Annotated in this window: 28 protein-coding genes; 18 read left to right on the forward strand and 10 right to left on the reverse strand. The window is 61.4% G+C overall.

Annotated features, from left to right (window positions below; genetic code table 11):
* The first annotated feature begins 3 nt into the window (after positions 1 to 3).
* From N4Q37_RS24545 to N4Q37_RS24555, 3 genes are all read left to right on the forward strand, one after another.
* The gene (locus N4Q37_RS24545) at positions 4 to 1089 is read left to right on the forward strand and encodes a 5-(carboxyamino)imidazole ribonucleotide synthase (RefSeq protein ID WP_260962510.1); all 1086 of its coding nucleotides are present in this window, start codon (positions 4 to 6) and stop codon (positions 1087 to 1089) included.
* A gap of 104 nt (positions 1090 to 1193) precedes the next feature.
* Positions 1194 to 1439: a GlsB/YeaQ/YmgE family stress response membrane protein gene (locus N4Q37_RS24550; protein ID WP_260962512.1), complete on the forward strand. Its 246-nt coding sequence runs from the start codon at positions 1194 to 1196 to the stop codon at positions 1437 to 1439.
* A 77-nt stretch (positions 1440 to 1516) separates the two neighbouring features.
* Positions 1517 to 2053, forward strand: coding sequence for a DUF3299 domain-containing protein (locus N4Q37_RS24555; protein ID WP_260962513.1), 537 nt, complete (start codon positions 1517 to 1519; stop codon positions 2051 to 2053).
* 40 nt (positions 2054 to 2093) lie between these two features.
* Here the strand turns inward: N4Q37_RS24555 and N4Q37_RS24560 are convergent, their stop codons facing one another.
* Positions 2094 to 2993: a D-hexose-6-phosphate mutarotase gene (locus N4Q37_RS24560; RefSeq protein ID WP_260962515.1), complete on the reverse strand. Its 900-nt coding sequence runs from the start codon at positions 2991 to 2993 to the stop codon at positions 2094 to 2096.
* Positions 2994 to 3050: 57 nt separating this feature from the next.
* On the reverse strand, positions 3051 to 3455 hold the full coding sequence (locus N4Q37_RS24565; protein WP_139641270.1) for an acyl-CoA thioesterase: 405 nt from the start codon (positions 3453 to 3455) through the stop codon (positions 3051 to 3053).
* Positions 3456 to 3803: 348 nt separating this feature from the next.
* Between N4Q37_RS24565 and N4Q37_RS24570 the strand changes: the two genes are divergently transcribed.
* The 8 genes from N4Q37_RS24570 to N4Q37_RS24605 all read left to right on the forward strand — a co-directional run bounded on the left by N4Q37_RS24570 (position 3804) and on the right by N4Q37_RS24605 (position 14422).
* Entirely contained in the window at positions 3804 to 5102 is a 1299-nt protein-coding gene (locus N4Q37_RS24570) for an MFS transporter (protein ID WP_260962519.1), read from the forward strand.
* A 175-nt stretch (positions 5103 to 5277) separates the two neighbouring features.
* On the forward strand, positions 5278 to 6276 hold the full coding sequence (locus tag N4Q37_RS24575) for a phosphate ABC transporter substrate-binding protein PstS (RefSeq protein ID WP_260962521.1): 999 nt from the start codon (positions 5278 to 5280) through the stop codon (positions 6274 to 6276).
* A 397-nt stretch (positions 6277 to 6673) separates the two neighbouring features.
* Complete coding sequence (locus N4Q37_RS24580) at positions 6674 to 8707, forward strand: ABC transporter permease subunit (RefSeq protein WP_260962560.1); 2034 nt, start codon at positions 6674 to 6676, stop codon at positions 8705 to 8707.
* 15 nt (positions 8708 to 8722) lie between these two features.
* On the forward strand, positions 8723 to 10393 hold the full coding sequence (gene pstA / locus N4Q37_RS24585; RefSeq protein ID WP_260962523.1) for a phosphate ABC transporter permease PstA: 1671 nt from the start codon (positions 8723 to 8725) through the stop codon (positions 10391 to 10393).
* 93 nt (positions 10394 to 10486) lie between these two features.
* On the forward strand, positions 10487 to 11320 hold the full coding sequence (pstB, locus tag N4Q37_RS24590; RefSeq protein WP_260962525.1) for a phosphate ABC transporter ATP-binding protein PstB: 834 nt from the start codon (positions 10487 to 10489) through the stop codon (positions 11318 to 11320).
* A gap of 113 nt (positions 11321 to 11433) precedes the next feature.
* Positions 11434 to 12195 (forward strand): phosphate signaling complex protein PhoU, encoded by a 762-nt coding sequence (phoU, locus tag N4Q37_RS24595; RefSeq protein ID WP_030139132.1) that lies wholly within the window; start codon positions 11434 to 11436, stop codon positions 12193 to 12195.
* Positions 12196 to 12361: 166 nt separating this feature from the next.
* The gene (locus tag N4Q37_RS24600; RefSeq protein WP_260962529.1) at positions 12362 to 13288 is read left to right on the forward strand and encodes a response regulator; all 927 of its coding nucleotides are present in this window, start codon (positions 12362 to 12364) and stop codon (positions 13286 to 13288) included.
* A gap of 237 nt (positions 13289 to 13525) precedes the next feature.
* Entirely contained in the window at positions 13526 to 14422 is an 897-nt protein-coding gene (locus N4Q37_RS24605; RefSeq protein WP_260962531.1) for a M23 family metallopeptidase, read from the forward strand.
* Positions 14423 to 14542: 120 nt separating this feature from the next.
* Here N4Q37_RS24605 and N4Q37_RS24610 read toward each other — a convergent pair whose 3' ends face one another.
* From N4Q37_RS24610 to phoB, 3 genes are all read right to left on the reverse strand, one after another.
* Positions 14543 to 15883, reverse strand: coding sequence for a hemolysin family protein (locus N4Q37_RS24610; RefSeq protein WP_260962533.1), 1341 nt, complete (start codon positions 15881 to 15883; stop codon positions 14543 to 14545).
* A gap of 123 nt (positions 15884 to 16006) precedes the next feature.
* Positions 16007 to 17293 carry a phosphate regulon sensor histidine kinase PhoR gene (gene phoR / locus N4Q37_RS24615; protein WP_260962561.1) on the reverse strand — a complete coding sequence of 429 codons (1287 nt, stop codon included), beginning with the start codon at positions 17291 to 17293 and terminating at the stop codon, positions 16007 to 16009.
* A 142-nt stretch (positions 17294 to 17435) separates the two neighbouring features.
* The gene (gene phoB, locus N4Q37_RS24620; RefSeq protein WP_092167659.1) at positions 17436 to 18125 is read right to left on the reverse strand and encodes a phosphate regulon transcriptional regulator PhoB; all 690 of its coding nucleotides are present in this window, start codon (positions 18123 to 18125) and stop codon (positions 17436 to 17438) included.
* 152 nt (positions 18126 to 18277) lie between these two features.
* Here phoB and N4Q37_RS24625 point away from each other — a divergent pair, with 152 nt between their 5' ends.
* A complete protein-coding gene (locus N4Q37_RS24625; protein WP_260962538.1) occupies positions 18278 to 18661 on the forward strand; it encodes a COG4315 family predicted lipoprotein in 384 nt (127 codons plus the stop codon).
* Between the two features lie 97 nt (positions 18662 to 18758).
* On the opposite strand, the gene ubiA is transcribed toward N4Q37_RS24625, so the two are convergent.
* Positions 18759 to 19649, reverse strand: a complete 891-nt coding sequence (gene ubiA / locus N4Q37_RS24630) for a 4-hydroxybenzoate octaprenyltransferase (protein ID WP_260962540.1) — start codon at positions 19647 to 19649, stop codon at positions 18759 to 18761.
* Complete coding sequence (locus N4Q37_RS24635) at positions 19649 to 20212, reverse strand: chorismate--pyruvate lyase family protein (protein WP_260962542.1); 564 nt, start codon at positions 20210 to 20212, stop codon at positions 19649 to 19651. The genes ubiA and N4Q37_RS24635 overlap by 1 nt, the downstream gene beginning before the upstream one ends.
* 164 nt (positions 20213 to 20376) lie before the next feature.
* On the opposite strand from N4Q37_RS24635, the gene N4Q37_RS24640 reads away from it, so the two are divergent.
* The 3 genes from N4Q37_RS24640 (at position 20377) to N4Q37_RS24650 (ending at position 22181) form a co-directional block, all read left to right on the forward strand.
* On the forward strand, positions 20377 to 20544 hold the full coding sequence (locus N4Q37_RS24640) for a rubredoxin (protein WP_260962543.1): 168 nt from the start codon (positions 20377 to 20379) through the stop codon (positions 20542 to 20544).
* Between the two features lie 23 nt (positions 20545 to 20567).
* On the forward strand, positions 20568 to 21716 hold the full coding sequence (locus tag N4Q37_RS24645; protein ID WP_260962544.1) for an NAD(P)/FAD-dependent oxidoreductase: 1149 nt from the start codon (positions 20568 to 20570) through the stop codon (positions 21714 to 21716).
* Positions 21717 to 21905: 189 nt separating this feature from the next.
* Positions 21906 to 22181, forward strand: a complete 276-nt coding sequence (locus N4Q37_RS24650; protein ID WP_260962546.1) for an HU family DNA-binding protein — start codon at positions 21906 to 21908, stop codon at positions 22179 to 22181.
* 119 nt (positions 22182 to 22300) lie between these two features.
* Here the strand turns inward: N4Q37_RS24650 and N4Q37_RS24655 are convergent, their stop codons facing one another.
* On the reverse strand, positions 22301 to 23392 hold the full coding sequence (locus tag N4Q37_RS24655; RefSeq protein WP_260962548.1) for an aminopeptidase: 1092 nt from the start codon (positions 23390 to 23392) through the stop codon (positions 22301 to 22303).
* A gap of 58 nt (positions 23393 to 23450) precedes the next feature.
* Here N4Q37_RS24655 and N4Q37_RS24660 point away from each other — a divergent pair, with 58 nt between their 5' ends.
* Positions 23451 to 23864 carry a PA0061/PA0062 family lipoprotein gene (locus N4Q37_RS24660; protein ID WP_260962550.1) on the forward strand — a complete coding sequence of 138 codons (414 nt, stop codon included), beginning with the start codon at positions 23451 to 23453 and terminating at the stop codon, positions 23862 to 23864.
* A gap of 39 nt (positions 23865 to 23903) precedes the next feature.
* Positions 23904 to 24326, forward strand: coding sequence for a PA0061/PA0062 family lipoprotein (locus tag N4Q37_RS24665; protein WP_260962552.1), 423 nt, complete (start codon positions 23904 to 23906; stop codon positions 24324 to 24326).
* Here N4Q37_RS24665 and N4Q37_RS24670 read toward each other — a convergent pair.
* On the reverse strand, positions 24323 to 24556 hold the full coding sequence (locus N4Q37_RS24670) for a DUF1161 domain-containing protein (RefSeq protein ID WP_260962554.1): 234 nt from the start codon (positions 24554 to 24556) through the stop codon (positions 24323 to 24325). The two genes, N4Q37_RS24665 and N4Q37_RS24670, sit on opposite strands and share 4 nt — an antisense overlap.
* 121 nt (positions 24557 to 24677) lie before the next feature.
* Positions 24678 to 25109 (reverse strand): OsmC family protein, encoded by a 432-nt coding sequence (locus N4Q37_RS24675; RefSeq protein WP_260962556.1) that lies wholly within the window; start codon positions 25107 to 25109, stop codon positions 24678 to 24680.
* A gap of 239 nt (positions 25110 to 25348) precedes the next feature.
* On the opposite strand from N4Q37_RS24675, the gene N4Q37_RS24680 reads away from it, so the two are divergent.
* Entirely contained in the window at positions 25349 to 26353 is a 1005-nt protein-coding gene (locus tag N4Q37_RS24680) for an LLM class flavin-dependent oxidoreductase (protein ID WP_260962558.1), read from the forward strand.
* Positions 26354 to 26437 lie beyond the last annotated feature (84 nt).

Below are 26437 nucleotides of genomic sequence, written 5' to 3' on the forward strand. Positions count from 1 at the left end.
CGAATGAAGATCGGTGTAATCGGTGGCGGCCAGTTGGGTCGCATGTTGGCCCTGGCAGGTACGCCGCTGGGAATGAACTTCGCTTTCCTGGACCCGGCGCCAGACGCTTGTGCCGCCGCGCTGGGTGAACACCTGCGTGCCGACTACGGCGACCAGGATCACCTGCGCCAATTGGCCGATGAAGTCGATCTGGTGACCTTCGAGTTCGAAAGCGTCCCGGCCGAGACCGTGGCCTTCCTGTCCCAGTTCGTCCCCGTCTACCCGAGCGCCGAAGCCCTGCGCATCGCCCGCGATCGCTGGTTCGAAAAGAACATGTTCAAGGACTTGGGCATCCCGACGCCGGCCTTCGCCGACATCCAGTCCCAGGCCGACCTGGACGCCGCCGTGGCGGCCATCGGCCTGCCGGCCGTGCTCAAGACCCGCACCCTGGGTTATGACGGCAAGGGCCAGAAGGTCTTGCGCAACCCTGAAGACGTGGCCGGTACGTTTGCCGAGTTGGGCAGCGTGGCGTGCCTGCTGGAAGGTTTCGTGCCGTTCACCGGGGAAGTCTCGCTGATCGCCGTACGGGCCCGCGACGGTGAAACCCGCTTTTACCCGTTGGTGCACAACACCCACAAGGACGGCATCCTCAAGCTGTCCGTCGCCAGCACCGACCATTCGTTGCAGGCACTGGCCGAAGACTACTCCAGCCGAGTGCTCAAGCAGCTCGACTATGTCGGCGTAATGGCGTTCGAGTTCTTTGAAGTGGACGGTGGCCTCAAGGCCAACGAAATCGCCCCGCGCGTGCACAACTCTGGCCACTGGACCACCGAAGGCACCGAGTGCAGCCAGTTCGAAAACCACCTGCGGGCGGTGGCCGGGCTGCCGCTGGGGTCGACCGCCAAGGTCGGCGAAAGCGCGATGCTCAACTTCATCGGCAAGGTGCCGGACACCGAGAAAGTCCTGGCCATCGCCGACTGCCACCTGCACCACTATGGCAAGGCGTTCAAGGCCGGACGCAAGGTCGGCCACGCCAACCTGCGTTGCGCCGACCGGGCCACGCTGGCGCAGCAGATCATCAAGGTCGAGGCGCTGATCGCCGAGCAATAATCTGAAACATCGGTGGAACCATTCGTCGGCGTAATTCTCTGATGGCTAGATGCCAAAGCCTGACTAGGCTTTGGCATAAGCATCTCAACCAGAGAGGAACTGCCATGGGAATCATTGGAACCATCTTTATCGGCTTGATCGTCGGCTTGCTGGCGCGTTTCCTGAAACCGGGCGATGACAGCATGGGCTGGATCATGACCATCCTGCTCGGTATCGGCGGTTCGCTGGCAGCCACCTACGGCGGCCAGGCCCTGGGCATCTACCAGGCTGGCCAAGGCGCTGGCTTCCTCGGTGCCCTGGTGGGTGCCATCGTGTTGCTGGTGATCTACGGCCTGATCAAGAAAAACTGATTCAACGCGACGAAGCCCTCTGCGCGTGGCGCGCGCAGAGGGCTAGAATGCTCGCCTTTCCATTGTCGAGCCCTGTCATGCGCCGTCTAGTCTTGACCCTTCTATTGCTGGGCAGTGGCCTGGCCCACGCTGGCGAACTGCCGGAAACCGACTGGCTCGAGCTGATGCCCAAGTCGGACCAGAAAGCCCTCGAGGCCATGCCCGAGATCGACCACAACTCCCCCGAAGCCAACGGCACCTTCACCAACAAGGGCGGCCTGAAGCAAAGCAAAGGCTTGCCGGCGGTGATGTATTCGACCAAGACCGTGGCGTCGATGAACGACAAGAACATCCGCATCGGCGGCTACCCGGTACCCCTGGAAACCGATGCCAAGGGGCGTAGTACGCTATTTTTCCTGGTCCCCTATCCCGGCGCGTGCATCCACGTCCCGCCACCGCCGCCTAATCAACTGGTGCTGGTGCGCTATCCCAAGGGCCTGAAGCTGGACGACATCTACACGCCGCTGTGGGTAACGGGAACGCTGAAGATCGAAAAGGTCGACAACGATCTGGCGAGTGCGGCGTATGCGCTGGATGCGCAGAAGGTGCGGGTGGTGCAGGACGCGGATCTGTAACAGGTCGGTTGACCTGGCACAGATCCCTATGTGGTGTGGCTTAGAGCGGCTTGCCGCAGATACTCACACCCAAGGTATGGCTGGCCTGTGGCAGCAACGTCACCACATCGTCCATCACGTTCGCCGTCTCGATGCACAGCATGCCCTGCCAGCCATCGTCGGCCATGTCGCTTAAGGCCTTGGCGCGTTCAGTCCAGGGGTTCCAGATCACCGCCGAGCGCGAGCCGCTGCTGGTCAGTTCGATCCGTCGTGCCCAGCGCGGGTCGACGATGCTCAGTTTCGGCGGAGTGTCGAGGTAGATCCGGTCGGTCTCGCCGGCAAAGTGCAGGTCACCGGCCTGGGTGACGGTTTTCCAGTCGTCCAGGGTCTCGATGTAGTTCAGGCCGTCCAGCCCTTCGACCTGCACCTCGCGGACGTCGCTGACGGCGAAATAGCTGTGCAGGGCTTGGCTCAAGGTGACGGTTTCGCTGCCACGATTATGGCTGGTGAGGCGGATGTGCAGTTGCTCGTCCATCACGATGGTCAGCGTCAGGTCCACCTGATGAGGCCAGCCCGAGAGACCGTTTTCCGGGTAGGGCAGCACGAACTCCACGTTCACGCCCTCGCCCTGGACTTCGATTCCCTTGAGTTCCCAGTCCATTGCCCGTACCAGGCCGTGGGCCGTGGCCGGGTCGTTGCTCACACGCATGGCCTGCACGCTTTGAGGGTTGCGCGTCAGGTTGCCGAACCACGGCCAGCACACCGGCACGCCCGCGCGGATGCTCTTGCCGGCCTTGAAGGTGGCGTGGTCGTTGAGCCAGATCAGCGGCGGCTGGCCATCCACTTGATAGCTGAGGATATGTGCGCCTTGCTGGGCCACCAACAACTCGGCCTGAGCGTGGCGGATACGCCAGGCATTCAGTTCATCCAGCTTGACGGCTTCGACGTGGGGCGTAGGCATGTTGCAGATCTCACTCGGGAACAGGAGCAGCAATGGACCGCAAAAGCGGCGCCGCGTTTAACGGGCGCGCGGCGGAACCGAACGGGTGCGGCCACTGCCGTCGATGGCAACGAAGACAAACACGGCCTCGGTCACTTTGCGCCATTCGCTGGACAGCGGGTCGTCGCTCCAGACCTCGACCATCATCTGGATCGAGCTGCGGCCGATTTCCAGTGTCTGGGTATAAAACGACAGCTGTGCACCCACGGCCACCGGCACCAGGAAGGCCATGCGATCGATCGCCACGGTAGCCACGCGTCCGCCGGCAACCCGGCTGGCCATCGCCGTGCCGGCCAGGTCCATCTGGGACACCAGCCAGCCGCCGAAAATATCGCCGAAACCGTTGGTCTCGCGCGGAAGCGCGGTGATTTGCAAAGCCAGGTCGCCTTGCGGGATTGGATCTTCTTGTTCGAGCTCTATCATGCCGGGGGTGCCTCTGACCCGTGACTCTGTCTGGTGCTTCAGGTGAATAGCCGTCTTTGTAAAAAACGATTCAGCCCGAACCTGCGTTCGTCACGTTTTTCGTAAAGGCGTGCCAAAGGGAAACTCTGCGAAACCGGCTGGTCTTGGTACTACACCACCAACGACGTTTTCGCACAGCAACCCCTTACAGAGTGTTGCAATGTTGCGAGTATATCGGGCGACAGGCGTCGAGACGACCACCCGGTTCTGATTTCGATTGTCAAATTCACGCCTGCCTGTGCTTTTTTGAACAATTTGCTATCGTGCCGAACCTGCCCCGGCAGAACCGACTATAAGAGAAGCCTTGCCATGACCACCGCGCCTTCGAGCACCGCGACGCCTGCGCATCCCGCCCGTCCGCTGACCCGCAACGATTACAAGACCCTGTCGCTTTCTGCCTTGGGCGGTGCGTTGGAGTTCTACGATTTCATCATTTTCGTATTCTTTGCCACCGTGGTCGGCAAATTGTTCTTTCCTGCCGAAATGCCCGAGTGGCTGCGCTTGATGCAGACGTTCGGCATCTTTGCCGCCGGCTACCTGGCCCGGCCCCTGGGCGGGATCGTCATGGCGCACTTCGGCGACCTGCTGGGACGCAAGAAGATGTTCACCCTGAGCATTTTCATGATGGCCGTGCCGACTTTGATCATGGGCCTGTTGCCGACCTATGCGCAGATCGGCATGTGGGCACCCATCCTGCTGTTGCTGATGCGGGTGATCCAGGGCGCGGCCATCGGCGGCGAGGTGCCGGGCGCCTGGGTATTTGTTTCCGAACACGTGCCGGCGCGCCATATCGGCTATGCCTGCGGCACGCTGACCTGCGGCCTGACGGTGGGGATTTTGTTGGGTTCGCTGGTGGCCACGGCCATCAACAGCATTTATAGCGCAGTGGAAGTCGCGGATTACGCCTGGCGGATTCCATTCCTGCTGGGCGGCGTGTTCGGTCTGTTTTCGGTGTACCTGCGCCAGTGGCTCCACGAAACCCCAGTGTTCGCCGAGCTGCAACTGCGCAAGGCCCTGGCCGCAGAAGTGCCGTTGCGCGCCGTGCTGCGTGATCACCGTGGTGCGATCACGGTTTCGATGTTGCTGACCTGGTTGCTGTCGGCCGGCATCATCGTGATCATCCTGATGACCCCGACCGTGTTGCAGACCGTGTACCACTTCAGCCCGGCTACCGCGTTGCAGGCCAACAGCGTGGCGATCGTGTTCCTCAGCCTGGGTTGCATCGGGGCCGGCGTGCTGGCCGACCGCTTCGGTGCCGGACGGGTCTTCGTGTTTGGCAGTGCGTTACTGCTGGTGACGTCCTGGACCTTTTATCACAGCCTGTTCAACCACCCCGACTGGTTGTTTCCGTTCTATGCCTTGAGCGGGCTGTTGGTGGGCATCGTCGGCGCAGTGCCGTATGTCATGGTCAAGGCCTTCCCCGCCGTGGTGCGTTTCAGCGGCCTGTCGTTCTCCTACAACCTGGCCTACGCGATCTTCGGCGGCCTGACCCCGATGGTCGTCACCCTGCTGCTCAAGGAAAGCCCGATGGGGCCTGCCTACTATGTGGCGGTGATCTGCGGCGTCGGGATTGCGGTGGGTGCGTATCTTTGGAAGAAGGGGCGCTGATCAACACAGCCAAATCGTGGCTCTCGTGGCGAGGGGATTTATCCCCTCGCCACAAATCATCTTGAAAAATTCAGTGCTGGCCTTTCATCCAATTGTCATATTTCAGCCATAGAGTGTTCACACGGCTTACCGATACTTGGCCGACTTAACACACCCTATCTGCTAGGAGTAAGGCATGAAACTGAAGCGTTTGATGGCGGCAATGACTTTCGTCGCTGCTGGCGTTGCGACTGCCAACGCGGTTGCCGCTGTTGACCCTGCGATCCCGAGCTACACCAAGACCACGGGTGTGTCGGGCAACCTGTCCAGTGTCGGCTCCGATACCCTGGCCAACCTGATGACCTTGTGGGCCGAGAACTACAAGAAAGAATACCCGAACGTAAATATCCAGATTCAGGCCGCCGGTTCCTCCACCGCGCCACCCGCTCTGACCGAAGGCACCTCCAACCTGGGCCCGATGAGCCGCAAGATGAAGGACAACGAGCTGCAGGCCTTCGAACAGAAGTATGGCTACAAGCCAACCGCCATCCCGGTTGCCGTGGACGCCCTGGCTGTATTCGTGCACAAGGACAACCCGATCCAGCACCTGACCATGGAACAGGTCGATGCGATCTTCTCGTCCACTCGCCTGTGCGGCGCCAAAGCCGACGTGAAAACCTGGGGCGACCTGGGCGTGACCGGCGACCTGGCCAACAAGCCAGTGCAACTGTTCGGTCGTAACTCGGTATCCGGTACCTACGGCTACTTCAAGGAAGAAGCCCTGTGCAAAGGCGACTACAAGCCTAACGTCAACGAACAACCTGGCTCGGCTTCGGTCGTGCAGTCGATCAGCTCTTCGCTGAACGGCATCGGTTACTCGGGCATCGGCTACAAGACCGCCAGCGTGAAGACCGTGGCCCTGGCCAAGAAAGGCAGCACCGAGTTCGTCGAAGACTCTGAAGAAAACGCCCTGAACGGCAAGTACCCGCTGTCGCGTTTCCTCTACGTGTACGTCAACAAGGCACCGAACAAGCCTCTGGCCCCGCTGGAAGCCGAGTTCGTGAAGCTGGTCCTGTCCAAGCAAGGCCAGGAAGTCGTGGTCAAGGATGGCTACATCCCACTGCCAGCCAAAGTCGCCGCCAAGGCACTGGCTGACCTGGGTCTGTCGGAAGGTGGCAACGTCGCCAAGAAGTAACGGTCCGGCCTAGCCCGGGTCCCTGTGGGAGCCCTCCCGCTCCCACAGCCTAATTTTCTCTCCGCTGCCGGTGTCCACGGGCGGCGGATTTGTTGCGTCACTGCATTGTCATTTTTCTGTCATACAGGATCGCTAGGGTGTGCGCATGAATGATCTGGCCAATTCCACAATGACTACGACTTCCCCTCCCAAGCGCATTGACTTCAATACGCCTGAGCTGCAACGCAAGCGCCGCATTCGTGCGCTCAAGGATCGCCTGACCCGTTGGTACGTGCTGGTCGGCGGTCTCGCCGTATTGGCCGCCATTACCCTGATCTTCTTCTTCCTGGCCTATGTAGTGCTGCCCCTGTTCCAGGGCGCGGACCTGACCGCCAAGGAGCGCATCAGCCCGGCCTGGATGCAAGACGCCGGCAAGCCGCTGATGCTCGCCATCGAAGAGCAGAACCAGGTCGCCATGCGGGTTTCCGACAAGGGCCAGGCGCTGTTCTTTGACGTCGACAGTGGCGCCGAACTGCGTCGTATCGACCTGCCGATCCCGGCCGGTACCAGCGTGAGTTCCATTGGCGAAGACCAGCCCGGCAGCCCGCTGGTGGTCATCGGCCTGTCCAACGGCCAGGCCCTGGTGTTCCGTCACACCTATAAGGTCAGCTACCCCGACGGCAAGAAAACCATCTCGCCCGCCATCGAATACCCTTACGGTGAAACGCCGATCGCGTTGAACGAGCAGGGCGAGGCCCTGGAGCACGTCAGCCTCAACGCCACCGAGTCGACCCTGTTGCTGGCCGGCTCCAGCGGTGCCCACTTGCAGGTCCTGTCGCTTACCAGCGAAGAAAACATGATGACCGGCGAAGTCACCCATGAGCAGACGCGTATCGATCTGCCGCAAATGACCGAGCCGGTGAAGAACATCTTCGTCGACCCACGCCAGCAGTGGCTCTACGTGGTCAACGGCCGCGCCCAGGCCGACGTATTCAGCCTGCGGGACAAGAGCCTCAACGGTCGCTACAAACTGTTGGAAGATGGCGAGGCCCAAGTGACCGCCGCCACTCAGTTGGTAGGTGGCATTTCGCTGATCGTCGGCAACTCCAAGGGCGGCTTGTCCCAGTGGTTCATGGCCCGCGATGCGGACGGTGAGCAACGCCTGAAGCACATCCGCAGCTTCCAGATGGGCACCACGCCGATCGTCGAGATCACCGCTGAAGAGCGTCGCAAAGGCTTCGTCGCACTCGACGCCGCCGGCCAGCTCGGTGTGTTCCACAGCACCGCCCACCGTACGTTGCTGGTGGATCAAGTGGTCGATGGCCAGGGTGTGTTCGGCATGTCGCCACGGGCCAACCGGTTGATCGTCGAGCAGGGCGGCCAGTTGCAACCGCTGGCGTTGGACAACCCGCACCCGGAGGTCTCGTGGAGCGCGTTGTGGGGCAAGGTCTGGTACGAGAACTACGACGAGCCTAAATACGTCTGGCAATCCACCGCCGCCAACACCGACTTCGAACCCAAGCTGAGCTTGTCGCCGCTGACCTTCGGCACCCTCAAAGCCGCTTTCTACGCGATGCTGCTGGCCGCCCCGCTCGCCGTGGCCGCCGCGATCTACACCGCCTACTTCATGGCCCCGGGCATGCGCCGCAAGGTCAAGCCGGTGATCGAACTGATGGAAGCGATGCCGACGGTGATCCTCGGTTTCTTCGCCGGTCTGTTCCTCGCGCCTTATGTCGAGGGGCACCTGCCAGGCATCTTCAGCCTGTTGATGCTGGTGCCGATCGGCATCCTGGTGGCCGGTTTTGTCTTCAGCCGCCTGCCGGAGTCCGTTCGCCTGAGGATCCCGGACGGTTGGGAAAGCGCCCTGCTGATTCCGGTGATCCTGTTCGTGGGCTGGCTCTCGCTGTACATGAGCCCGTACATGGAAGCGTGGTTCTTCGGCGGTGACATGCGCATGTGGATCTCCCACGACCTGGGCATCACCTACGACCAGCGCAACGCCCTGGTGGTGGGCCTGGCCATGGGCTTCGCGGTGATCCCGAACATCTACTCCATCGCCGAAGACGCCGTGTTCAGCGTGCCGCGCGGCCTGACCCTGGGTTCCCTGGCCCTGGGCGCGACGCCGTGGCAGACCATGACCCGCGTGGTGATCCTCACCGCCAGCCCGGGGATTTTCTCGGCGCTGATGATCGGCATGGGCCGGGCCGTGGGCGAGACCATGATCGTGCTGATGGCCACCGGTAACACGCCGGTCATGGAAATGAACCTGTTCGAAGGCCTGCGCACCCTGGCGGCCAACGTGGCGGTGGAAATGCCCGAGTCGGAAGTCGGTGGCAGCCATTACCGCGTGCTGTTCCTGTCGGCCCTGGTATTGCTGCTGTTCACGTTTGTCATGAACACCCTCGCCGAGCTGATTCGTCAGCGTCTGCGCAAGAAATATTCGTCGCTTTAAGAAAGGTAGAAGTCTGTGAAACAGCACTCCCTGAAAGGATGGTTCAAGAGCGGCGCCCCCGGCGTCTGGATCAGCGGTGGCGCGGTGTCCATCGCGGTGATCATGACCATTGGCCTGCTGGCAGTGATTGCCGTGCGCGGCCTGGGCCATTTCTGGCCGGCGGACCTGATCCACGCCAACTACACCGTGCCGGGCATGCCCGCGCACCTGGTGGTGGGCGAAGTGGTGCAAAAGGAAGAAGTGCCGCGCGAGCGCCTTAAAAGCGCCGGCCTGCCGGTGCCCGACGAAGGCCCCGAGTTCATGACCCGCGAGCTGATCAAGGTCGGCAACCGCGACTTGAACGGCAACGATTTCACGTGGATCGTTGGCGATTGGCTGACCGACCAGACCACGCCACCGGAGCTGATGGCGATCGAACGCCGTGAATGGGGCAACTTCTACGGCTACCTGGTCAACGTCAAGGAAGATGGCAAGGTGGTCGCCGAAGGCGAGGCCGCCTGGCCGCAATTGCAGGCCCGCATACAGCGCGTCAATCAACTGGCCGCCGAACTCAAGACCCTGGAAAAAACCGACATCGGCGCCATCAACGCCGGCCTGGAACGCATTCGCCTGCACGGCCGCAAGCTGGAGCTGGACGGCAGGCTCGACGCCGCCGCCCAGGCGGACATGGCCAGCGAGCGCGCCGAGCTCGATGCCCGCTACAAGGACGTCGAGGCACGCCTGACCGACCTGCATGCCCAGTTCAACCGCGACAGCCTGACCGCCCGCGATGCCAACGGCAAGGAAGTGGAAATCGGCCTGGGCAAGGTGGTGCACGCCTACCAGCCGAACGGTATGGGCACTTTCACCAAGCTGGGTTTCTACTTCAGCAAGGTCTGGGAATTCCTCAGCGATGACCCTCGCGAGGCGAACACCGAGGGTGGGATCTTTCCGGCGATCTTCGGCACCATCATGATGACCCTGATCATGGCGATGATCGTCACGCCGTTCGGCGTGCTGGCAGCGGTTTACCTGCGTGAATACGCCAAGCAGAACACCCTGACCCGGGTAATCCGGATCGCGGTCAACAACCTGGCGGGTGTCCCGGCCATCGTTTATGGCGTATTCGGCTTGGGTTTCTTCGTCTACGTGCTGGGCGGCTCGCTGGACCGACTGTTCTTCCCCGAGGCCCTGCCGGCGCCGACCTTCGGCACCCCGGGCCTGCTCTGGGCCTCCTTGACCCTGGCGTTGCTGGCGGTGCCGGTGGTGATCGTCGCCACTGAAGAAGGCCTGGCGCGGATCCCGCGTACCGTGCGCGAAGGCTCCCTGGCCCTCGGTGCGACCAAGGCCGAGACGCTGTGGAAAATCGTCCTGCCCATGGCCAGCCCGGCGATGATGACCGGCATGATCCTCGCCGTGGCCCGTGCCGCCGGTGAAGTGGCACCGCTGATGCTGGTGGGCGTGGTGAAACTGGCCCCGTCGCTGCCGCTGGACGGCAACTACCCGTACCTGCACCTGGATCAGAAGATCATGCACCTGGGCTTCCATATTTATGACGTCGGCTTCCAGAGCCCGAACGTCGAAGCGGCGCGCCCGCTGGTATACGCCACGGCGCTGCTGCTGGTGCTGGTGATCGCCACGCTCAACCTGTCGGCGGTATGGATCCGTAACCACCTGCGCGAGAAGTACAAAGCGTTGGATAGCTAAAAGTCATTAGCCACAAGCGGCAAGCGATCCGCCGCTTTTGCTCAAACTTGCAGCTTGCAGCTAGAAGCTTGCAGCTACGAACGGAGTGAGACCATGCAACACGAAGCACACGCACACGGCATCAACATGTCGGCCCTGGGCCGCGACAAGCAGAGCCTGGACCTGGCCCAGGAAACCGTCGCCATCGAAGTGCCCGGCCTGAACCTGTTCTATGGCGAGAAGCAGGCGCTGTATGACGTCAGCCTGAACATCCCGAAACAGCGTGTCACCGCGTTCATCGGCCCGTCGGGCTGCGGCAAGTCGACCTTGCTGCGCACCTTCAACCGCATGAACGACCTGGTGGACGGTTGCCGCGTCGAAGGCGAAATCAACCTCTACGGCAACAACATCTACCGCAAGGGCGAGGACGTGGCCGAGCTGCGTCGTCGTGTGGGCATGGTGTTCCAGAAGCCCAACCCGTTCCCCAAGACCATCTACGAGAACGTGGTCTACGGCCTGCGTATCCAAGGCATCAACAAGAAGCGGGTTCTCGACGAAGCCGTGGAATGGGCGCTCAAGGGCGCGGCGCTGTGGGACGAGGTCAAGGACCGTCTGCACGACTCGGCCCTGGGCCTGTCCGGCGGCCAGCAGCAACGTCTGGTGATTGCCCGCACCATCGCCGTGGAGCCGGAAGTATTGCTGCTCGACGAACCCTGCTCGGCCCTGGACCCGATCTCGACGCTGAAGGTCGAAGAGCTGATCTACGAGCTCAAGTCCAAGTTCACCATCGTCATCGTGACCCACAACATGCAACAGGCGGCGCGGGTTTCCGACTACACCGCGTTCATGTACATGGGCAAACTGGTGGAATTTGGCGACACCGATACGCTGTTCACCAATCCGGCCAAGAAGCAGACCGAGGACTACATTACCGGTCGCTACGGCTAGCCGTAGAGCCGCGAGCGTCAAGCTGCAAGCGGCAAGTAAAAGCGATCCGAGTAACGACACACATCAGCTTGCAGCTTGTAGCTTGCAGCTCACAGCTTTTGCGGAGCAAACCCATGATTTCGAAGGAAGGCCTTACCCACCACATTTCCGCACAGTTCAACGCTGAGCTTGAGGAAGTGCGCAGTCACCTGCTGGCCATGGGCGGGCTGGTGGAAAAGCAGGTCAATGACGCGGTGACCGCGCTGATCGAGGCCGACTCCGGCCTGGCCCAGCAGGTGCGTGAAATCGATGACCAGATCAACCAGATGGAGCGCAACATCGACGAGGAGTGCCTGCGAATCCTGGCCCGTCGTCAGCCGGCGGCTTCCGACTTGCGGTTGATCATCAGCATCTCCAAGTCGGTGATCGACCTTGAGCGGATCGGCGACGAAGCCACCAAGATCGCCCGTCGGGCCATCCAGTTGTGCGAAGAAGGCGAGGCCCCGCGCGGTTATGTCGAGGTGCGCCACATTGGCGACCAGGTGCGTAACATGGTGCGCGATGCGCTGGATGCCTTTGCCCGTTTCGACGCCGACCTGGCGCTGTCGGTGGCCCAGTACGACAAGATCATCGACCGCGAATACAAGACTGCCCTGCGCGAGCTGGCGACCTACATGATGGAAGATCCGCGCTCGATCTCCCGGGTGTTGAGCATCATTTGGGTGCTGCGTTCCCTGGAGCGTATCGGCGATCATGCGCGCAACATCTCCGAACTTGTGATCTATCTGGTGCGCGGTACCGACGTACGGCACATGGGGCTCAAGCGCATGAAGGAAGAAGTTGAAGGCACCCCGTCCGAAACCGCTAATGTTCCCGGCGAAACGGACGATAAGTAAGATTGCCAAGAAAAGCGCCCGGCCTTTTGGCCGGGCTTTTTTTTGGGGTTTTTTTATCGAAAGCAGCACCCGCGAACGAAAAGTCCCGGCGTGACTGAAGGTTTTTTGGCGATGTGCCATCAGTAAAAGCGGTATGCTTGCCGGGATTTTTTAGAGGTGTATCTGGATGAGTAAGGTCAGTGTGTTGGTCGTGGACGATGCGTCGTTCATTCGTGACCTGGTTAAGAAGTGCCTGCGCAACTACTTCCCGGGCGTGCGCATCGAAGACGCGGTGAACGGCAAGAAAGCCCAGGCGCTGCTGGCCCGCGAGGCGTTCGACCTGGTGCTGTGCGACTGGGAAATGCCGGAAATGTCCGGCCTGGAACTGCTGACCTGGTGCCGGCAGCAGGACAATCTCAAGGGCATGCCCTTCGTCATGGTTACCAGCCGTGGCGACAAGGAAAACGTGGTCCAGGCGATCCAGGCTGGTGTTTCCGGCTACGTCAGCAAACCGTTCACCAATGAGCAACTGCTGACCAAGGTCAAGCAGGCCCTGCACAAGGTGGGCAAGCTCGACAAGATAATGAGCGCCCCGACCAAAGCGAACTCGGCGTTCGGCAATGACTCCCTCAGTGCCCTGACGGGTGGCAAGGCAGCTCAGGTCGCGACCGCTTCCACTCCAGCCCCGGCGCCTGCTGCAGCTCCCGTTGCCGCCGCGCCGGCCCGTGGCTTGCTCAACAACCCGCCCGTCAAGGCTCCCGCCGCTGCACCGACTGCCGGTCGTGGCCAAGGCCAACTGCGCCTGTCCAGTGGCATCCAGCAATGTGTGATCAAGGCCCTGACCCTCAAGGAAGCGCTGTTGGTGGTCAAGCGCACGGACACCTTGCCGCAAGTCCTCGAAAGCTCGGTGCTGGACATGGAACAAGGTGACAACGCCGAAACCGCTCGTCTGAATGGTTACCTGCACGCCATCGTCGCCCATGAGCAGTCGCCTGACAGTGAATGGCTGCAATTGACCTTCCGCTTCGTCGACAAAGATCCGCAGAAACTCGACTACATCTCCCGCCTGATCGCCCGCGGCACCGCGCAGAAGCACTTCGTACCGGGTGCCTGATCCGACGGCGCCTATCAGGTCGCCATCGCGAGCAGGGCTCGCTCCCACGGGGGATTTGCGGCGGGGCACAAATCTGTGACCTGCACAAATCACTGTGGAAGCGAGCTTGCTCGCGATGGGGGCATTGGATCCAACAACGATTGTTGATTCATTCTTGAAACATCTGTCGACTACGCAGGTCCATCCCAGCTGCTAGGCTGCTGTGCAGGCCTTTCCTTTTCGACAGAACCTTTGCCCATGCTCGCGCCCCTGTTGTTCGCTTGCGGTCTTGTCTTGGCCTCATCCTCGGCCGTGGCCATGACCATCTACAAATCCACCGACGCCAATGGCGTGGTCTCCTATAGCGACCGCCCGAGCAAGGGCGCCCAAGTGTTCGTGTTTCGCGATCGCATGGTCGAGCGGCTGGAGCGGCAAGTGTTTCTCGATGTTCGCAAACAGAAAGACGCGGACGCGGTGTACGTGCGCAATGATTTGTATGCGCCAGTAGAGGTCGAGTTGAGTTTCCTCGGCTTGCGTAACGTCAGCGGGGCGCCGGACCAGCCGATCCGACGGGTGCTGCCGGCACGCAGCAACCTGCGCCTGGCCCTGCTCACGGCGGCTCGACCGGGACAACCGTTGGTGTACACCACAAGCTTGCAATATTCCCTGGGCGACCCCGCAGGCGCAGCGCAGGCCTACCTATACCCCTTCCCATGGCGCGGCGGGCCGTTCCGGCTGAGCCAGGGCGCCAATGGCCAATACAGCCATTACGGCCCGAAAAACCGCTACGCCATGGACATCGCCATGCCAGTAGGCACACCGATCATCGCGGCGCGCGGTGGAGTGGTGATCAAGACCGAAAACAACCAGACCGGCCATGGCGAGGACCCCTCGGGCAACTTCGTGCGGGTGCTGCACGATGACGGCACCATGGGCGTCTACCTGCACCTGAAGAAAGGTTCGGTCAGCGTGCGGGAAGGGCAGCGAGTCGTGGTGGGCTCGCCGTTGGCGCTGTCCGGCAACACCGGCAACAGTTCCGGCCCGCACCTGCACTTCGTGGTGCAGCGCAATACCGGGTTGGGGCTGGTGTCGATTCCCTATCAGTTCAACCAACCGGTGGGGGAGTTGCCCAACTTCGCGGTGGGTAAGCAATAGCGCAGGAGTTTCTGCGGCGAGGGTATTGACCCAAAACCTGTGGGAGCAAGTTTTGCTCCCACAGGTTTGCTACAGGTCTGCACAGGTTCTGCGCGGGCGTGCCGGAAAGCAGGTTGATGCTCAATCGAGCATCAACACCTTCGCCAAGATGATCTTCGGCCCTTTCATCTTCTTGATGATGATCCGCAAGCCCTCGACCTCCAGCACTTCTTCCTCTTCCGGCACGCGCTTGAGGGTTTCGTAGACCAACCCGGCGAGGGTTTCGGCCTCGACGTGGTCCAGGTCGATCCCCAACAGGCGCTCGACCTTGAACAGCGGCGTGTCGCCGCGCACCAGCAGCTTGCCCGGCTGGTAGGCCAGGATGCCGCGCTCGGCCTTGCGGTGTTCGTCCTGGATGTCGCCCACCAGCACTTCCAGCACGTCTTCCATGGTCAGGTAGCCGATGATGTTGCCGTCGGCTTCCTCGACCACGGCGAAGTGCGAGCCGCCCTTGCGGAACTGCTCCAGCAACTGCGACAGCGGCATGTGCCGCGACACGCGTTCCAGCGGCCGGGTCAGCTCGGCCAGGTTGAACGACTCGGGAATGTGGTCCAGGGCGGCCAGTTCCAGCAACAGGTCCTTGATGTGCAGCAGGCCGACGAACTCCTGCCGCTCGCTGTCGTACACCGGATAACGGCTGAACTTGTGACGACGGAACAGCGCGAGGATCTCCTTGAGCGGCGCGTTGAACTCCAGTGTCACCAGGTCTTCCCGGGAATTGGCCCAGTCCACCACTTCCAGCTCGCCCATTTCCACGGCCGAGGCCAGCACGCGCATGCCCTGGTCGCTCGGGTCCTGGCCACGGCTGGAGTGCAGGATCAGCTTGAGTTCTTCACGGCTGTAATGGTGCTCGTGATGCGGGCCGGGTTCGCCCTGGCCGGCGATGCGCAGGATGGCGTTGGCGCTGGCGTTGAGCAGGTAGATCGCCGGGTACATCAGCCAGTAGAACAGGTACAACGGCACGGCGGTCCACAGCGACAGCAGCTCGGGCTTGCGGATCGCCCAGGATTTGGGCGCCAGCTCACCGACCACGATGTGCAGGTACGAAATCACGAAAAACGCGGTGAAGAACGAGACGCCCCTGATCACCTCCGGCGACTGCACGCCGACCACCTCCAGCAGCGGTTCGAGGAGGTGGGCGAACGCCGGCTCGCCAACCCAGCCCAGGCCCAGGGAGGCGAGGGTAATGCCCAATTGGCAGGCTGACAGGTACGCGTCGAGCTGGTTGTGTACGGTGCGCAGGATGTGCCCGCGCCAGCCGTTCTGCTCGGCGATGGCTTCGACCCGGGTCGAGCGCAATTTGACCATGGCAAATTCCGCTGCAACGAAAAAGCCGTTGAGCAGGACCAGGATCAGAGCGAAAAGAATCATGCCGAATTCGGCGAAGAGTGTTGCCAGGGACAAGCCAGGGGAAGGGTCCATGATGGAGTTTTGCGGGTTCCGTATCGTCGTGGAAATTAAAAATGAGTACCTGAAAAGGCAGGCACAAGTCAGCCAATGTAGCGGCTGACTTGGCGGTTGCCTAGAGGGGGATGCCCGTCGGTGTCAATCGGCTGGGCTGGCCAGCCGCGCCCGAACCACCTGTGCCGGGGCGAAATGGCAGGTAAACGTGCTGCCGTGGCCGGGTACGCTGCTGATTTCCATGCGCCCGCGATGACGTAACAGGACGTGCTTCACTATCGCCAGGCCCAGCCCGGTGCCGCCGGTGTTGGAGTTGCGACTGGAGTCGACTCGGTAGAAGCGTTCGGTCAGGCGCGGCAGGTGCTTGCTGTCGATGCCAATGCCCGAATCCCGCACGCTCAGGTGCGCACCTTGCTCGTCGCCCCACCAGCGCACATGGATCCGGCCTTGTTCCGGCGTGTACTTGACCGCGTTGAACACCAGGTTGGAAAACGCACTGCGCAGTTCCGCCTCGCTGCCTTTGAGCTGCACGCGCGCGTCGGCTTCCAACGTGATGGCCTGCTGCTTGGGCCCCGACAGTTCCTGGGCATCTTCGGCAATTGTTTGCAACAAATCGTCGATGGCCACGGGGTGGTTGTCCGAGGGGTAATCGGTGGCCTCCAGCTTCGCCAGCAGCAGCAAGTCGTTGAGCAGGGTCTGCATGCGCCCGCTTTGCTGGTGCATCTGCTGCAAGGCCCGGCTCCAGCGCGGGTTCACTTCTTCGACGTTGTCGAGCAGGGTTTCCAGGTAGCCGCAGATCACCGTCAACGGCGTACGTAGCTCGTGGGAAACGTTGGCGATGAAGTCTTTGCGCATCTGCTCCAATTGATGGATACGCGTCACGTCGCGTACCAGCATCAGGTGCTCGTTATTGCCATAGCGCGTGATGTACAGCTGGATACGCAGCCGGTCATTGGTGGGCGAGGGAATTTCCAGCGGTTCGGCGTAGCTGCCTTGTTCGAAATACTCCTTGAAGCGCGGATGACGCACCAGGTTGGTCACCGGCTGGCCGCTGTCCTGGGGTGTCTTGAGGCCCAGCAGGGTCTCGGCGGCGCGGTTCCACCATTCCAGGTTGCCGTCGCTATCGAGCATGATCACCGCGTCTTTCAGCGCGGCGGTGGACTCCTGGACCCGATCGATCACCGCTTGCAAGCGCCCACGAACGCGCTGGTCGCGGCGCTGCAGGTGGTAGATGCTGTCGAACACCTCGCCCCACAGGCCGTAGCCATCGGGCGGGGCTTCGTCGGGCTGGTGCAGGCGCAGCCATTCATGCAGGCGCAGCAGTTGCTTGAGGGTCCAGGCCAGGTAAAGTCCCAGGCCCGCGGCCAGGCTCCAGCCGTAATAGCCACTGATCAGGCCGATCAGCAGACAGCCGGTCACCAGCAACAACATGTGGCGAATCAGGGTGCCATGCCAGTTTTGATTCACGGGGCTTCCTTTGGAAGCAGCTGAAAGCTGCAAGCTTCAAGCTGCAAGTTTGAAGCGGGTCGGTAGTGGCTTTTACTTGTAGCTCAAAGCTCGCAGCTGCTTTTTCTCATGCCTTTGTCGAAAAACGATAACCGGTGCCTCGCACGGTTTGTACCAGATTTTCATAGGCATCGCCGAGGGCCTTGCGCAGGCGGCGGATGTGCACATCGACAGTGCGCTCCTCGACATAGACGTTGCCGCCCCAGACCTGGTCCAGCAACTGTCCGCGGGTGTAGGCGCGTTCCTGGTGGGTCATGAAGAATTGCAGCAGGCGGTATTCGGTCGGGCCCATTTCGGCGGGCTTGCCGTCGATGGTCACGCGGTGACTGATGGGGTCGAGCAGTAGGCCACCGACCTCGATCGGCGCCTCGCCATCGGTCGGCCCGGCGCGCCGCAGCACGGCCTTGAGGCGTGCCACCAATTCGCGGGGTGAAAACGGCTTGGTGATGTAGTCGTCGGCGCCGACTTCCAGGCCCTGGATCTTGTTGTCCTCTTCGCCCTTGGCGGTGAGCATGATGATCGGAATATCACCGGTCAGCTCATCGCGTTTCAGGCGTCGCGCCAGTTCGATGCCAGACGTGCCGGGCAGCATCCAGTCCAGCAGGATCAGGTCGGGCTTGCGGTCGACGATGATAGCGTGAGCCTGTTGGGAGTTTTCTGCTTCCATGCAGTCATAGCCGGCCATCTCCAACGCCACGGCGATCATCTCGCGGATGGGCGCCTCGTCGTCGACGATCAGAATGTTCCTGCCAACCATGGGGGTAATCCTCTTGTCATTTAACTGTCTTGCGCCGCATTAGATAACGGAATTATTGCAGTCGTGTGACAGTTATTTCGCCACCCGGCAGCGAAGCGGATCCTGGACTAAGCTTCAAGTCCGAATCCTGACAACCACAAAAGAAGGTTTCCATGACTTACCTCACTCATTCCATCAAGGCCTTGGCGGTTACCACGGTCCTGGCGTTCCCGGCACTGACGTTTGCAGCTGAACCGGCGATGGAGAAAGATGGCATGCTGACCGACCACAAGGGCATGACGTTGTATACGTTTGCCAAAGACTCGGGCAGCAAGTCGATGTGCAACGATACCTGCGCGGCCAACTGGCCGCCGCTCAAGGCTGAAGCGGGCGACAAGCCCATGGGCGACTGGACGGTGATCACCCGTGGCGACGGTACGAAGCAGTGGGCCTACTATGGCAAGCCGCTGTACACCTTTGTCATGGACAAGAAGGCCGGAGACATGACCGGTGACGGCAAGATGGACGGCGCGTGGAAGGTTGCCAAGCCTGACTGATGGGCACGGTGCCTAGCGGATGCTCTTGTGGCGAGGGAGCAAGCTCCCTCGCCACAAAGCCTTTCCTGACCCAAGGTTCAGTGCTGGGTCAGCGGCCTCAGCGCAACGCGTAATCCAGCACGATGCCGGCGAAAATCGCCATTCCTGCCCAATGGTTGTGCAGGAACGCCTTGAAGCAGCGCATCCGGTCCTTGCCACGGGTGTACCAGAACTCCCAGGCAAAGCACGCGGCAGCGGCCACCAGCCCCAGGTGGAACCAGACGCCCAGCTGGAATTTCGACCCGGCCAGCAGCAGGCAACCCAGGGCCAGGCCCTGCAACGTCAGGATGATCACGCGATCGGCGTCGCCGAACAGGATGGCCGTCGACTTCACGCCGATCTTCAGGTCATCGTCGCGGTCGGTCATGGCGTAATAGGTGTCGTAGCCCACCGTCCACAGCAGGTTGGCGATGTACAGCAACCAGGCAACGGCCGGCAAGTGGCCGGTCTCGGCGGTGAACGCCATCGGCATGCCCCAGGAGAACGCGGCCCCCAGCACCACTTGCGGGTAATAGGTGTAGCGCTTCATGAACGGGTAGGTGCACGCCAGCGCCAGGCCGCCGAAGGACAGCAGGATTGTCGGCGCATTGGTGCACAGCACCAACAGGAAACTCAAAGCCATCAGCACGGCGAAGAACACCAGGGCTTCTTTCGAACTGATCTTGCCACTGGCCAGCGGGCGCTCTGCGGTGCGCTTGACGTGGCCGTCCACCTTGCGGTCGGCCCAATCATTGATTACGCAGCCACCGGCGCGGGTCAGCGTCACGCCGAGGACGAAAATCACGATGTTGGCCAGCGACGGCGAGCCGTCACCGGCAATCCACAGCGCCCACAGTGTAGGCCACAGCAGCAGATAAATGCCGATGGGCTTGTCCATGCGGGTCAGTTGCACGAAGTCCCAGGCCCGTGGGTTAAGGCGATTCAAGGATTTGAGCAATTGCGCGTACATCAACAGGTCTCCGAATAGGCGCGGGCGACGCTCCACAGCGACGGCAGGAATATTTCCGCTACCAGCACGCTCAACGCACCCCGGTCGAAGCGCGAACGACGTCCCCACAGCTGGCTGGCGCGTACAGCGGCCGGCAGCCATGGCTCGGGGTAATGACAGACCTCGATTGCCCGCCGCTGGAACGCCTGGTCGCAGAACAGCAATTCCCCGAGGGAGCGGCTGCCCAACTGGTCCATGTGCAAGCCATCGTCCTGCAGCGCGCTACGTGCCGCCACGCTGCGGGCGAACACCCAAGGCTGGTGGTGGCCACTCAGGTACACTTCGCGCACCCAACCTTCGCTGCCTTCGGCCAGGTCCAGGGCCGCACACTCGTCGGCGCGCAGGGGCTGCCAGCCTTCGAACAATGGCGTCACGTTGAAATGATCGTCCGACAAGTGCGTCAGCCGTCGGGTCAGGGAGCCTTCGTCGAACAGCCAGTCGAGTACACAGGCGTCGGGGCGAGGCGACAGCAGGTGCTGTGGTCGCCACTGGAGTGTAGGAAATATCGAATTTGTATGCGGCACAGCGGTCATGGTTGGCAGCAAATGAGGCCCCGAGCTTAACATGTCGCCCGGTGATTTGACTGGCTTGCGATCTTGCTTGCATCGGCGGCGGCCGACCAGTACAAAACGCCCAACGCTGCCGGCCGATCTGCCGGCAACGGCCCGATACCCTGAGGAAGTCCTGAATGAAGAAGTGGCAATGTATCGTCTGCGGCTTGATCTACAACGAAGCTGACGGCTGGCCCGACGATGGCATCGCACCCGGCACGCGCTGGGAAGATGTACCGGAAGACTGGCTGTGCCCCGATTGTGGCGTCGGCAAAAGCGATTTCGAAATGATCGAGATCAACTGATCATTCCCAGCATGGAGAGCAACATGAGCGCACCTGTCGTTATCGTCGGTACCGGGTTGGCCGGCTACAACCTGGCCCGGGAGTTTCGCAAGCTCGACAGCGAAACCCCGCTGCTGCTGATCACGGCGGATGACGGCCGCTCCTATTCCAAGCCGATGCTCTCCACCGGCTTTGGCAAGAACAAGGACGCCGACGGTCTGAGCATGGCCGAACCGGGAGCCATGGCCGAGCAACTGAAAGCGGAAATACGCACCCACACCCGCATCAGCGGCATCGACCCAGGGCACAAGCGGCTGTGGATCGGCGAAGAGGCGGTGGCCTACCGCGACCTGATCCTGGCCTGGGGCGCCGAAACCGTGCGGGTGCCGGTGCAAGGCGATGCCGCGGAGCTGATTTTCCCGATCAACGACCTGGAAGATTACGCGCGCTTTCGCGCTGCGGCCGTCGGCAAGCGCCGGGTGCTGCTGCTCGGCGCCGGCCTGATCGGCTGCGAGTTCGCCAACGACCTGAGCCTGGGTGGCTACGAAGTGCAACTGGTGGCGCCGTGCGAGCAAGTCATGCCGACGCTGCTGCACCCGGCGGCGGCCGCTGCGGTGCAGGCCGGGCTGGAAAGCCTTGGCGCGCGTTTCCACTTGGGCCCTGTGCTCAACCGCTTGCAGAAAGTGCCTTCCGGATTGGAAGCCCATCTGTCCGACGGCCAGGTGATTGCCTGCGACCTGGTGGTCTCGGCCATCGGCCTGCGCCCTCGGATCGACCTGGCGGCAGCGGCCGGCCTGGTGGTCAATCGCGGCGTGGTGGTCGATCGTCACTTGAAGACGTCCCACGCCAATATCTACGCCCTGGGCGACTGCGCCGAGGTCGACGGCCTGAACCTGCTGTACGTGATGCCGCTGATGAGCTGCGCCCGCGCCCTGGCTCAGACCCTGGCCGGCAACCCGACGGCGGTCAGCTACGGTGCCATGCCGATTACCGTCAAAACCCCGGTCTGTCCGTTGGTGGTGTCGCCGCCACCACGGGGTCGCGAAGGTGTGTGGAGCGTCGAGGGGCAGGGTGGCGACATCAAGGCCCTGTGCCGCGATGCCCAAGGACACCTGTTGGGCTATGCGCTGACCGGTACGGCGGTGATGGAAAAACTGGCGCTGAACAAGGAACTTCCAGCCCTGCTGGCGTAAATACTGGTCGTTCTGTCGCAAAAACCCTACTTTTGGTCCCACAAAGGTCGCCCTGACACTGGCGCGGTTTACGGCACCGTGCCATCCTCACTCCCGTCTGCCGCAGAGTAGAGCCTGCGGCGCCTTAGGGGTGTTCCGAAGAGAACAGCCCTGACATAAAAACAAAAAACCGTCAAAGGGGCTTCATTCATGCGTAAACCAGAACTCGCCGCCGCCATCGCGGAAAAAGCAGACCTCACCAAAGAACAAGCCAACCGCGTGCTCAACGCCATCCTCGAAGAAATCACCGGCGCCCTGCACCGCAAGGACAGCGTCACCCTGGTGGGCTTCGGCACTTTCTTGCAACGTCATCGCGGCGCACGCACTGGCAAGAACCCGCAGACCGGTGAGCCGGTAAAGATCAAGGCCAGCAACACCGTTGCGTTCAAGCCAGGCAAGAACCTGAAGGACTGCGTCAACCCATAATTGCTGCGAGTACCTCGGCCAGAGGGAAGCAAAACGGCAATCAAAAGGGCATATCGATGGATCGATATGCCCTTTTTTGTTGGTCATTGTGGCGCGAGCTTGCCCGCGATGGCGCCCATTCAATTTGCAGAAGCCTTAGGTTCTGTTAGCGCCTTCAACGCCACCACACGCTCATCGGCCGGCAATTTGCCAAGGGTTTGCACCGCCGCATAGAACCTGACCCAGTCATCGCCCTCGCGCTTGTACAGCGCCGCAAACGCCGGCACCCATTGGTCATACAAGCCGAACGGCAATAACCGCGCATTGTTCAATGGTGCGTAGACCCAGGCGTCGTAGCGTTTGTCGCCCGCCCACTGGGTATCACGCAGGTGCGCGTAATCGGCACGCAGGCGTTCGAATGCCTGGGCCTTGCGCTGGCGCATTTGCGCCGCAGGCAGGGGTTGGGCGTAGAGCTTTTCAAGGCGCTGGCGGGTATCGAGGATCAGTTGGATGAACTGCTCGCGCTGGCGCACTAGCTGACCGTTATCCGGCGTCAGGCCGCGACTGGCGCGCCATTGGCGAGTGCCCTCCTGTTCGACGAAGGTGGCGAAAGACTCGTTGAATGAGGTGTCGTCTTTCAGATAGAAGCGCTGGTGCGCCAGTTCATGGAATATCAGTGTCGCCAGGCGTTCATCGCCCCAATGCATCATCGAACTGAGGATCGGGTCGTCGAACCAGCCCAATGTCGAATAAGCCTCTACGCCGCCAATCGACACATCCATGCCTTGCAAACGCTGCAACGCTGCCTCGCCACGGGCGGCACCCTGGCTGTAGTAGCCGCGATACGCCACGCAACCGGCAATCGGAAAACAGTGGTTGTTCGCTGCCAGGGAAAACTCTGGCGTGGCGAAGACATTCCAGACCACGAACGGTCGACCGATGTCTGCGTACAGGCGATAGCTCTGGTTGTCGGGCAAGTGCAGGTGCGAACTGGCGAACGCCCGTGCTTCGCGGGCCTGGGTCAGGTGCGCGCGCAGTTGGGGATCGCGAGCCGGGTCGGCGATGACCCGGTCGATCGGCTCGCGGGCCTGCAACAACTTCAACTGGCCGCCGACGAGTTGGCGGTAATAGCCGACGCTGGAGCAACCGTTCAGTAACAAAAGCAGCAGGGCTGGAAACAAAATCCGGAAAGCACGGTCGAGTAACCGATGGCTTGATTGCGGCCTGATCAATTGGAATCACCCTGGGAAGTCTGCCCACAAGACTATCTCGCCTGCCCGGAGCTTCGCTATGCGCGTATTGATGCTGACGAGTGGCCTGTTGCTGCTGACTGGTTGTGCCGGTTTGCCTGACCCTGACCCCTCCCAGGCCTGGATCGACCTGGGAAACCGCCAGGACACCGCGTTGCAAGCGCTGGAGGTCGATGCCAAGACCTCTGTCGACCATCGTTACTTCCAAGTGCAACCCGGCAGCCACGAGTTGACGGTGCGTTATCAATTTGCCGTGGAGCCCGGCAACATTGGCCCGAATGCCGAGCCGTTGTGGCGTGATTGCCGGTTGAATGTGAAATTCAAGGACTTCAACGCCGGTCAGCGTTACCAGTTGCAGGCCGGCAGTATCGGTTTCCGACCATGGGCCAAGCTGTACGACCAGCAACGCAAAGTGGTGGGCCAAGGAATGCCGGCGGGCTGCCAGCAGAGCTGATCGGCGCTATGCTCAGTAGCTGATGCCGGGAGTTTCGCCATGGATTTTCGTGTTCTATTACCGATCTTGCTCTGTGTGAGCGGCTGCGCAACGAGCCCGCTCCCCCCAGTGGATGCGAACAAGGCGTGGATCGACTTCGCCACTCCGGCACCGGGCGGCAAGGTGTTGATGGCTGAACGCCTGGACGGTCGGCGCGTCGCGGACGGGCGGTTCTTCCAGGTTGCACCGGGCAGTCATGAACTGGAGGTGCGTTTCGATTTCGAAGTGTACAGCGGCGGTGGGTTGGGTATGCAGGCCGAGCCGCAAGAGCGGCTGTGCTACCTGATCGTGCGCTACGACCATTTCGAAGCAGGCCAGCGTTATCGCCTGGAGGCGCGCAGCCTGGCGTTCAGTCCCAGCGCGCGGCTCTACAACGCCAAGCGAGAGATCGTTGCCGAGGACCGGCAGGCCAACTGTCTCTAGCGATCATTCTTCTGATAGATGATCTTGCGGGTCCCGTTGTCGCAGCTCCCCACCACCATGTTCTGATCGTGGACTTCGTCGTTGGTGACAATCTCCAGGGTATAGGACGACACACCCTGGGCCTGGATCTTGGCTTCGATCTCGGCCTTGAGTTCTTCACACGGCTTGGGGGCCGCGAGGGTTGTTGTAGCGAATGTGCAGCCAATGACCACCAGGGCAAATCGTTTCATGCTCGACTTCCTCAATGCAGAAACCACAGACCTGCATTCGATCACAATTGCCCACGGGTAAACAGATCGCTCGTATTCAAAAGACCACAGCCCGCGCCGGGACTGTGGTCTTTTCAATTCATCAGCCCAGCAACGTCGCGTCCAGGGTGATCCTGGCGTTGAGCACCTTTGATACCGGGCACCCTTGCTTGGCCTTGTCGCTCAGTTCCCGGAATTGCTCTTGGCTGGCACCGGGAATCTTCGCCTTGAGAATCAGCTTCACTGCCGTGATGGCGAAGCCGCCCTCGACCTGGTCCAAGGTCACTTCGGCCTGGGTGTCGATACTGTCGGCCTTGAGCCCGGCGTCGCCCAGGATCGTCGAAAACGCCATGGAAAAGCAGCCCGCATGGGCCGCGCCGATCAGTTCTTCCGGGTTGGTGCCCCGGCCCCCTTCAAAACGGGCCTTGAAACCATAGGGCGCTTCGCGCAACACGCCGGTTTCCGTGGAGATGGAGCCGATACCCGTCTTCAGGTCACCTTCCCAGTGAGCCGATGCTTTCTTAACGATAGCCATGTCTGTCTCCTCAAGATCCGGCGCGAGGTTTCGCGCCAAGGTGTTTTCGTTGCTTGGGGTTGTGAGGATAGACGAGTCGAGAAAGTTCACCCTTGTCGATTAGTCGACCAATTTAGTAGGAAATTTCGTTGCTGCTATTGAAACTCGGGTATATGCCCACATTGCAGGGTACACACCCCTAGAAACGGTCGGCCTTTGCCTGCGGGAAAAGCCCGGAACGCCGTTGGAGATCCTGGCCCATGAAACAGCTGTCCGAAGTGAAGTTCTCAACCCTCGACCTGGTGCCCGTGCGCGCAGACGGCAACGCCGCACGCTCCTTGCGCAATTCCCTGGACCTGGCGCAGCACGTGGAAAAATTTGGCTACACCCGCTTCTGGGTGGCCGAGCACCACAACATGGATGGCATCGCCAGCTCCGCGACGGCGGTGCTGCTGAGCTATCTGGCGGGGGGCACTTCGAGCATTCGCGTCGGCTCCGGCGGGGTGATGTTGCCCAACCATGCGCCGTTGGTCATCGCCGAACAGTTTGGTACGTTGGAAAGCCTCTTTCCGGGGCGGATCGACCTGGGGCTGGGGCGTGCGCCCGGTTCCGACCAGATGACCGCTCGCGCCCTGCGTCGTGAGCGTTCCGGCAGCGCCGACGATTTCCCCGAGGACGTGGCCGAACTGATGCGCTACCTCGGTCCACGCACGCCGGATCAACGCATCATCGCCATGCCCGGCACCGGGACCCAGGTGCCGGTGTGGTTGTTGGGATCGAGCCTGTTCAGCGCGCAATTGGCCGGTGAACGCGGTTTGCCCTACGCGTTTGCCTCCCATTTCGCACCGCGCTACATGCATGAAGCCATTCGCGTCTACCGCAACCATTTCAAGCCATCGGCGGTGCTCGAAAAGCCCTACGTGATGCTCGGTGTACCGCTGGTGGCCGCAGACACGGACGAGCAGGCCGATTACCTGGCGACCTCGGTCTATCAACGGATCCTGGCGTTGATGCGCGGCCAGAGCCTGGTGCAGCGTCCGCCGGTCGAAACCATGAACGGTCTGTGGCTGCCCTATGAAAAAGAAGCGGTGGGCGATTTCCTCGGCCTGGCCATGGTCGGTGGCCCGCAGAAAAATCGCGCCAAGCTGCAGGTGCTGATCGAGCAGACCCAGGCCGATGAGCTGATTTTCACCAGCGACCTGTACGAACATGCCGATCGCCTGCACTCCTATGAGTTACTGGCGCAGGTCATGAAAGAAGGTTGAATCACAGCCATGAAAATCTATGGTCACCCCCATTTTTGCAATACTGATTAACGGGTGGTGTGGTTGGCTTGCTTAAATCTATCC

Origin of the sequence: Pseudomonas citri, assembly GCF_025336485.1 — a bacterium.
Classification (GTDB): Bacteria; Pseudomonadota; Gammaproteobacteria; order Pseudomonadales; family Pseudomonadaceae; genus Aquipseudomonas; species Aquipseudomonas citri.

What these genes read in the sequence shown, in the direction of transcription:
- N4Q37_RS24640 (WP_260962543.1), top strand. Translation starts at nt 20,377, where the DNA reads ATGAAGAAGTGGCAATGTATCGTCTGCGGCTTGATCTACAACGAAGCT.
- phoB (WP_092167659.1), bottom strand. Translation starts at nt 18,125, where the DNA reads ATGGTTGGCAGGAACATTCTGATCGTCGACGACGAGGCGCCCATCCGC.
- N4Q37_RS24610 (WP_260962533.1), bottom strand. Translation starts at nt 15,883, where the DNA reads ATGGACCCTTCCCCTGGCTTGTCCCTGGCAACACTCTTCGCCGAATTC.
- N4Q37_RS24575 (WP_260962521.1), top strand. Translation starts at nt 5,278, where the DNA reads ATGAAACTGAAGCGTTTGATGGCGGCAATGACTTTCGTCGCTGCTGGC.
- N4Q37_RS24580 (WP_260962560.1), top strand. Translation starts at nt 6,674, where the DNA reads ATGCAAGACGCCGGCAAGCCGCTGATGCTCGCCATCGAAGAGCAGAAC.
- N4Q37_RS24680 (WP_260962558.1), top strand. Translation starts at nt 25,349, where the DNA reads ATGAAACAGCTGTCCGAAGTGAAGTTCTCAACCCTCGACCTGGTGCCC.
- N4Q37_RS24670 (WP_260962554.1), bottom strand. Translation starts at nt 24,556, where the DNA reads ATGAAACGATTTGCCCTGGTGGTCATTGGCTGCACATTCGCTACAACA.
- N4Q37_RS24650 (WP_260962546.1), top strand. Translation starts at nt 21,906, where the DNA reads ATGCGTAAACCAGAACTCGCCGCCGCCATCGCGGAAAAAGCAGACCTC.
- N4Q37_RS24570 (WP_260962519.1), top strand. Translation starts at nt 3,804, where the DNA reads ATGACCACCGCGCCTTCGAGCACCGCGACGCCTGCGCATCCCGCCCGT.
- N4Q37_RS24600 (WP_260962529.1), top strand. Translation starts at nt 12,362, where the DNA reads ATGAGTAAGGTCAGTGTGTTGGTCGTGGACGATGCGTCGTTCATTCGT.
- phoR (WP_260962561.1), bottom strand. Translation starts at nt 17,293, where the DNA reads ATGTTGTTGCTGGTGACCGGCTGTCTGCTGATCGGCCTGATCAGTGGC.
- N4Q37_RS24565 (WP_139641270.1), bottom strand. Translation starts at nt 3,455, where the DNA reads ATGATAGAGCTCGAACAAGAAGATCCAATCCCGCAAGGCGACCTGGCT.
- N4Q37_RS24665 (WP_260962552.1), top strand. Translation starts at nt 23,904, where the DNA reads ATGGATTTTCGTGTTCTATTACCGATCTTGCTCTGTGTGAGCGGCTGC.
- N4Q37_RS24645 (WP_260962544.1), top strand. Translation starts at nt 20,568, where the DNA reads ATGAGCGCACCTGTCGTTATCGTCGGTACCGGGTTGGCCGGCTACAAC.
- N4Q37_RS24545 (WP_260962510.1), top strand. Translation starts at nt 4, where the DNA reads ATGAAGATCGGTGTAATCGGTGGCGGCCAGTTGGGTCGCATGTTGGCC.
- N4Q37_RS24660 (WP_260962550.1), top strand. Translation starts at nt 23,451, where the DNA reads ATGCGCGTATTGATGCTGACGAGTGGCCTGTTGCTGCTGACTGGTTGT.
- pstB (WP_260962525.1), top strand. Translation starts at nt 10,487, where the DNA reads ATGCAACACGAAGCACACGCACACGGCATCAACATGTCGGCCCTGGGC.
- N4Q37_RS24560 (WP_260962515.1), bottom strand. Translation starts at nt 2,993, where the DNA reads ATGCCTACGCCCCACGTCGAAGCCGTCAAGCTGGATGAACTGAATGCC.
- phoU (WP_030139132.1), top strand. Translation starts at nt 11,434, where the DNA reads ATGATTTCGAAGGAAGGCCTTACCCACCACATTTCCGCACAGTTCAAC.
- N4Q37_RS24605 (WP_260962531.1), top strand. Translation starts at nt 13,526, where the DNA reads ATGCTCGCGCCCCTGTTGTTCGCTTGCGGTCTTGTCTTGGCCTCATCC.
- N4Q37_RS24675 (WP_260962556.1), bottom strand. Translation starts at nt 25,109, where the DNA reads ATGGCTATCGTTAAGAAAGCATCGGCTCACTGGGAAGGTGACCTGAAG.
- N4Q37_RS24555 (WP_260962513.1), top strand. Translation starts at nt 1,517, where the DNA reads ATGCGCCGTCTAGTCTTGACCCTTCTATTGCTGGGCAGTGGCCTGGCC.
- N4Q37_RS24625 (WP_260962538.1), top strand. Translation starts at nt 18,278, where the DNA reads ATGACTTACCTCACTCATTCCATCAAGGCCTTGGCGGTTACCACGGTC.
- ubiA (WP_260962540.1), bottom strand. Translation starts at nt 19,649, where the DNA reads ATGTACGCGCAATTGCTCAAATCCTTGAATCGCCTTAACCCACGGGCC.
- N4Q37_RS24550 (WP_260962512.1), top strand. Translation starts at nt 1,194, where the DNA reads ATGGGAATCATTGGAACCATCTTTATCGGCTTGATCGTCGGCTTGCTG.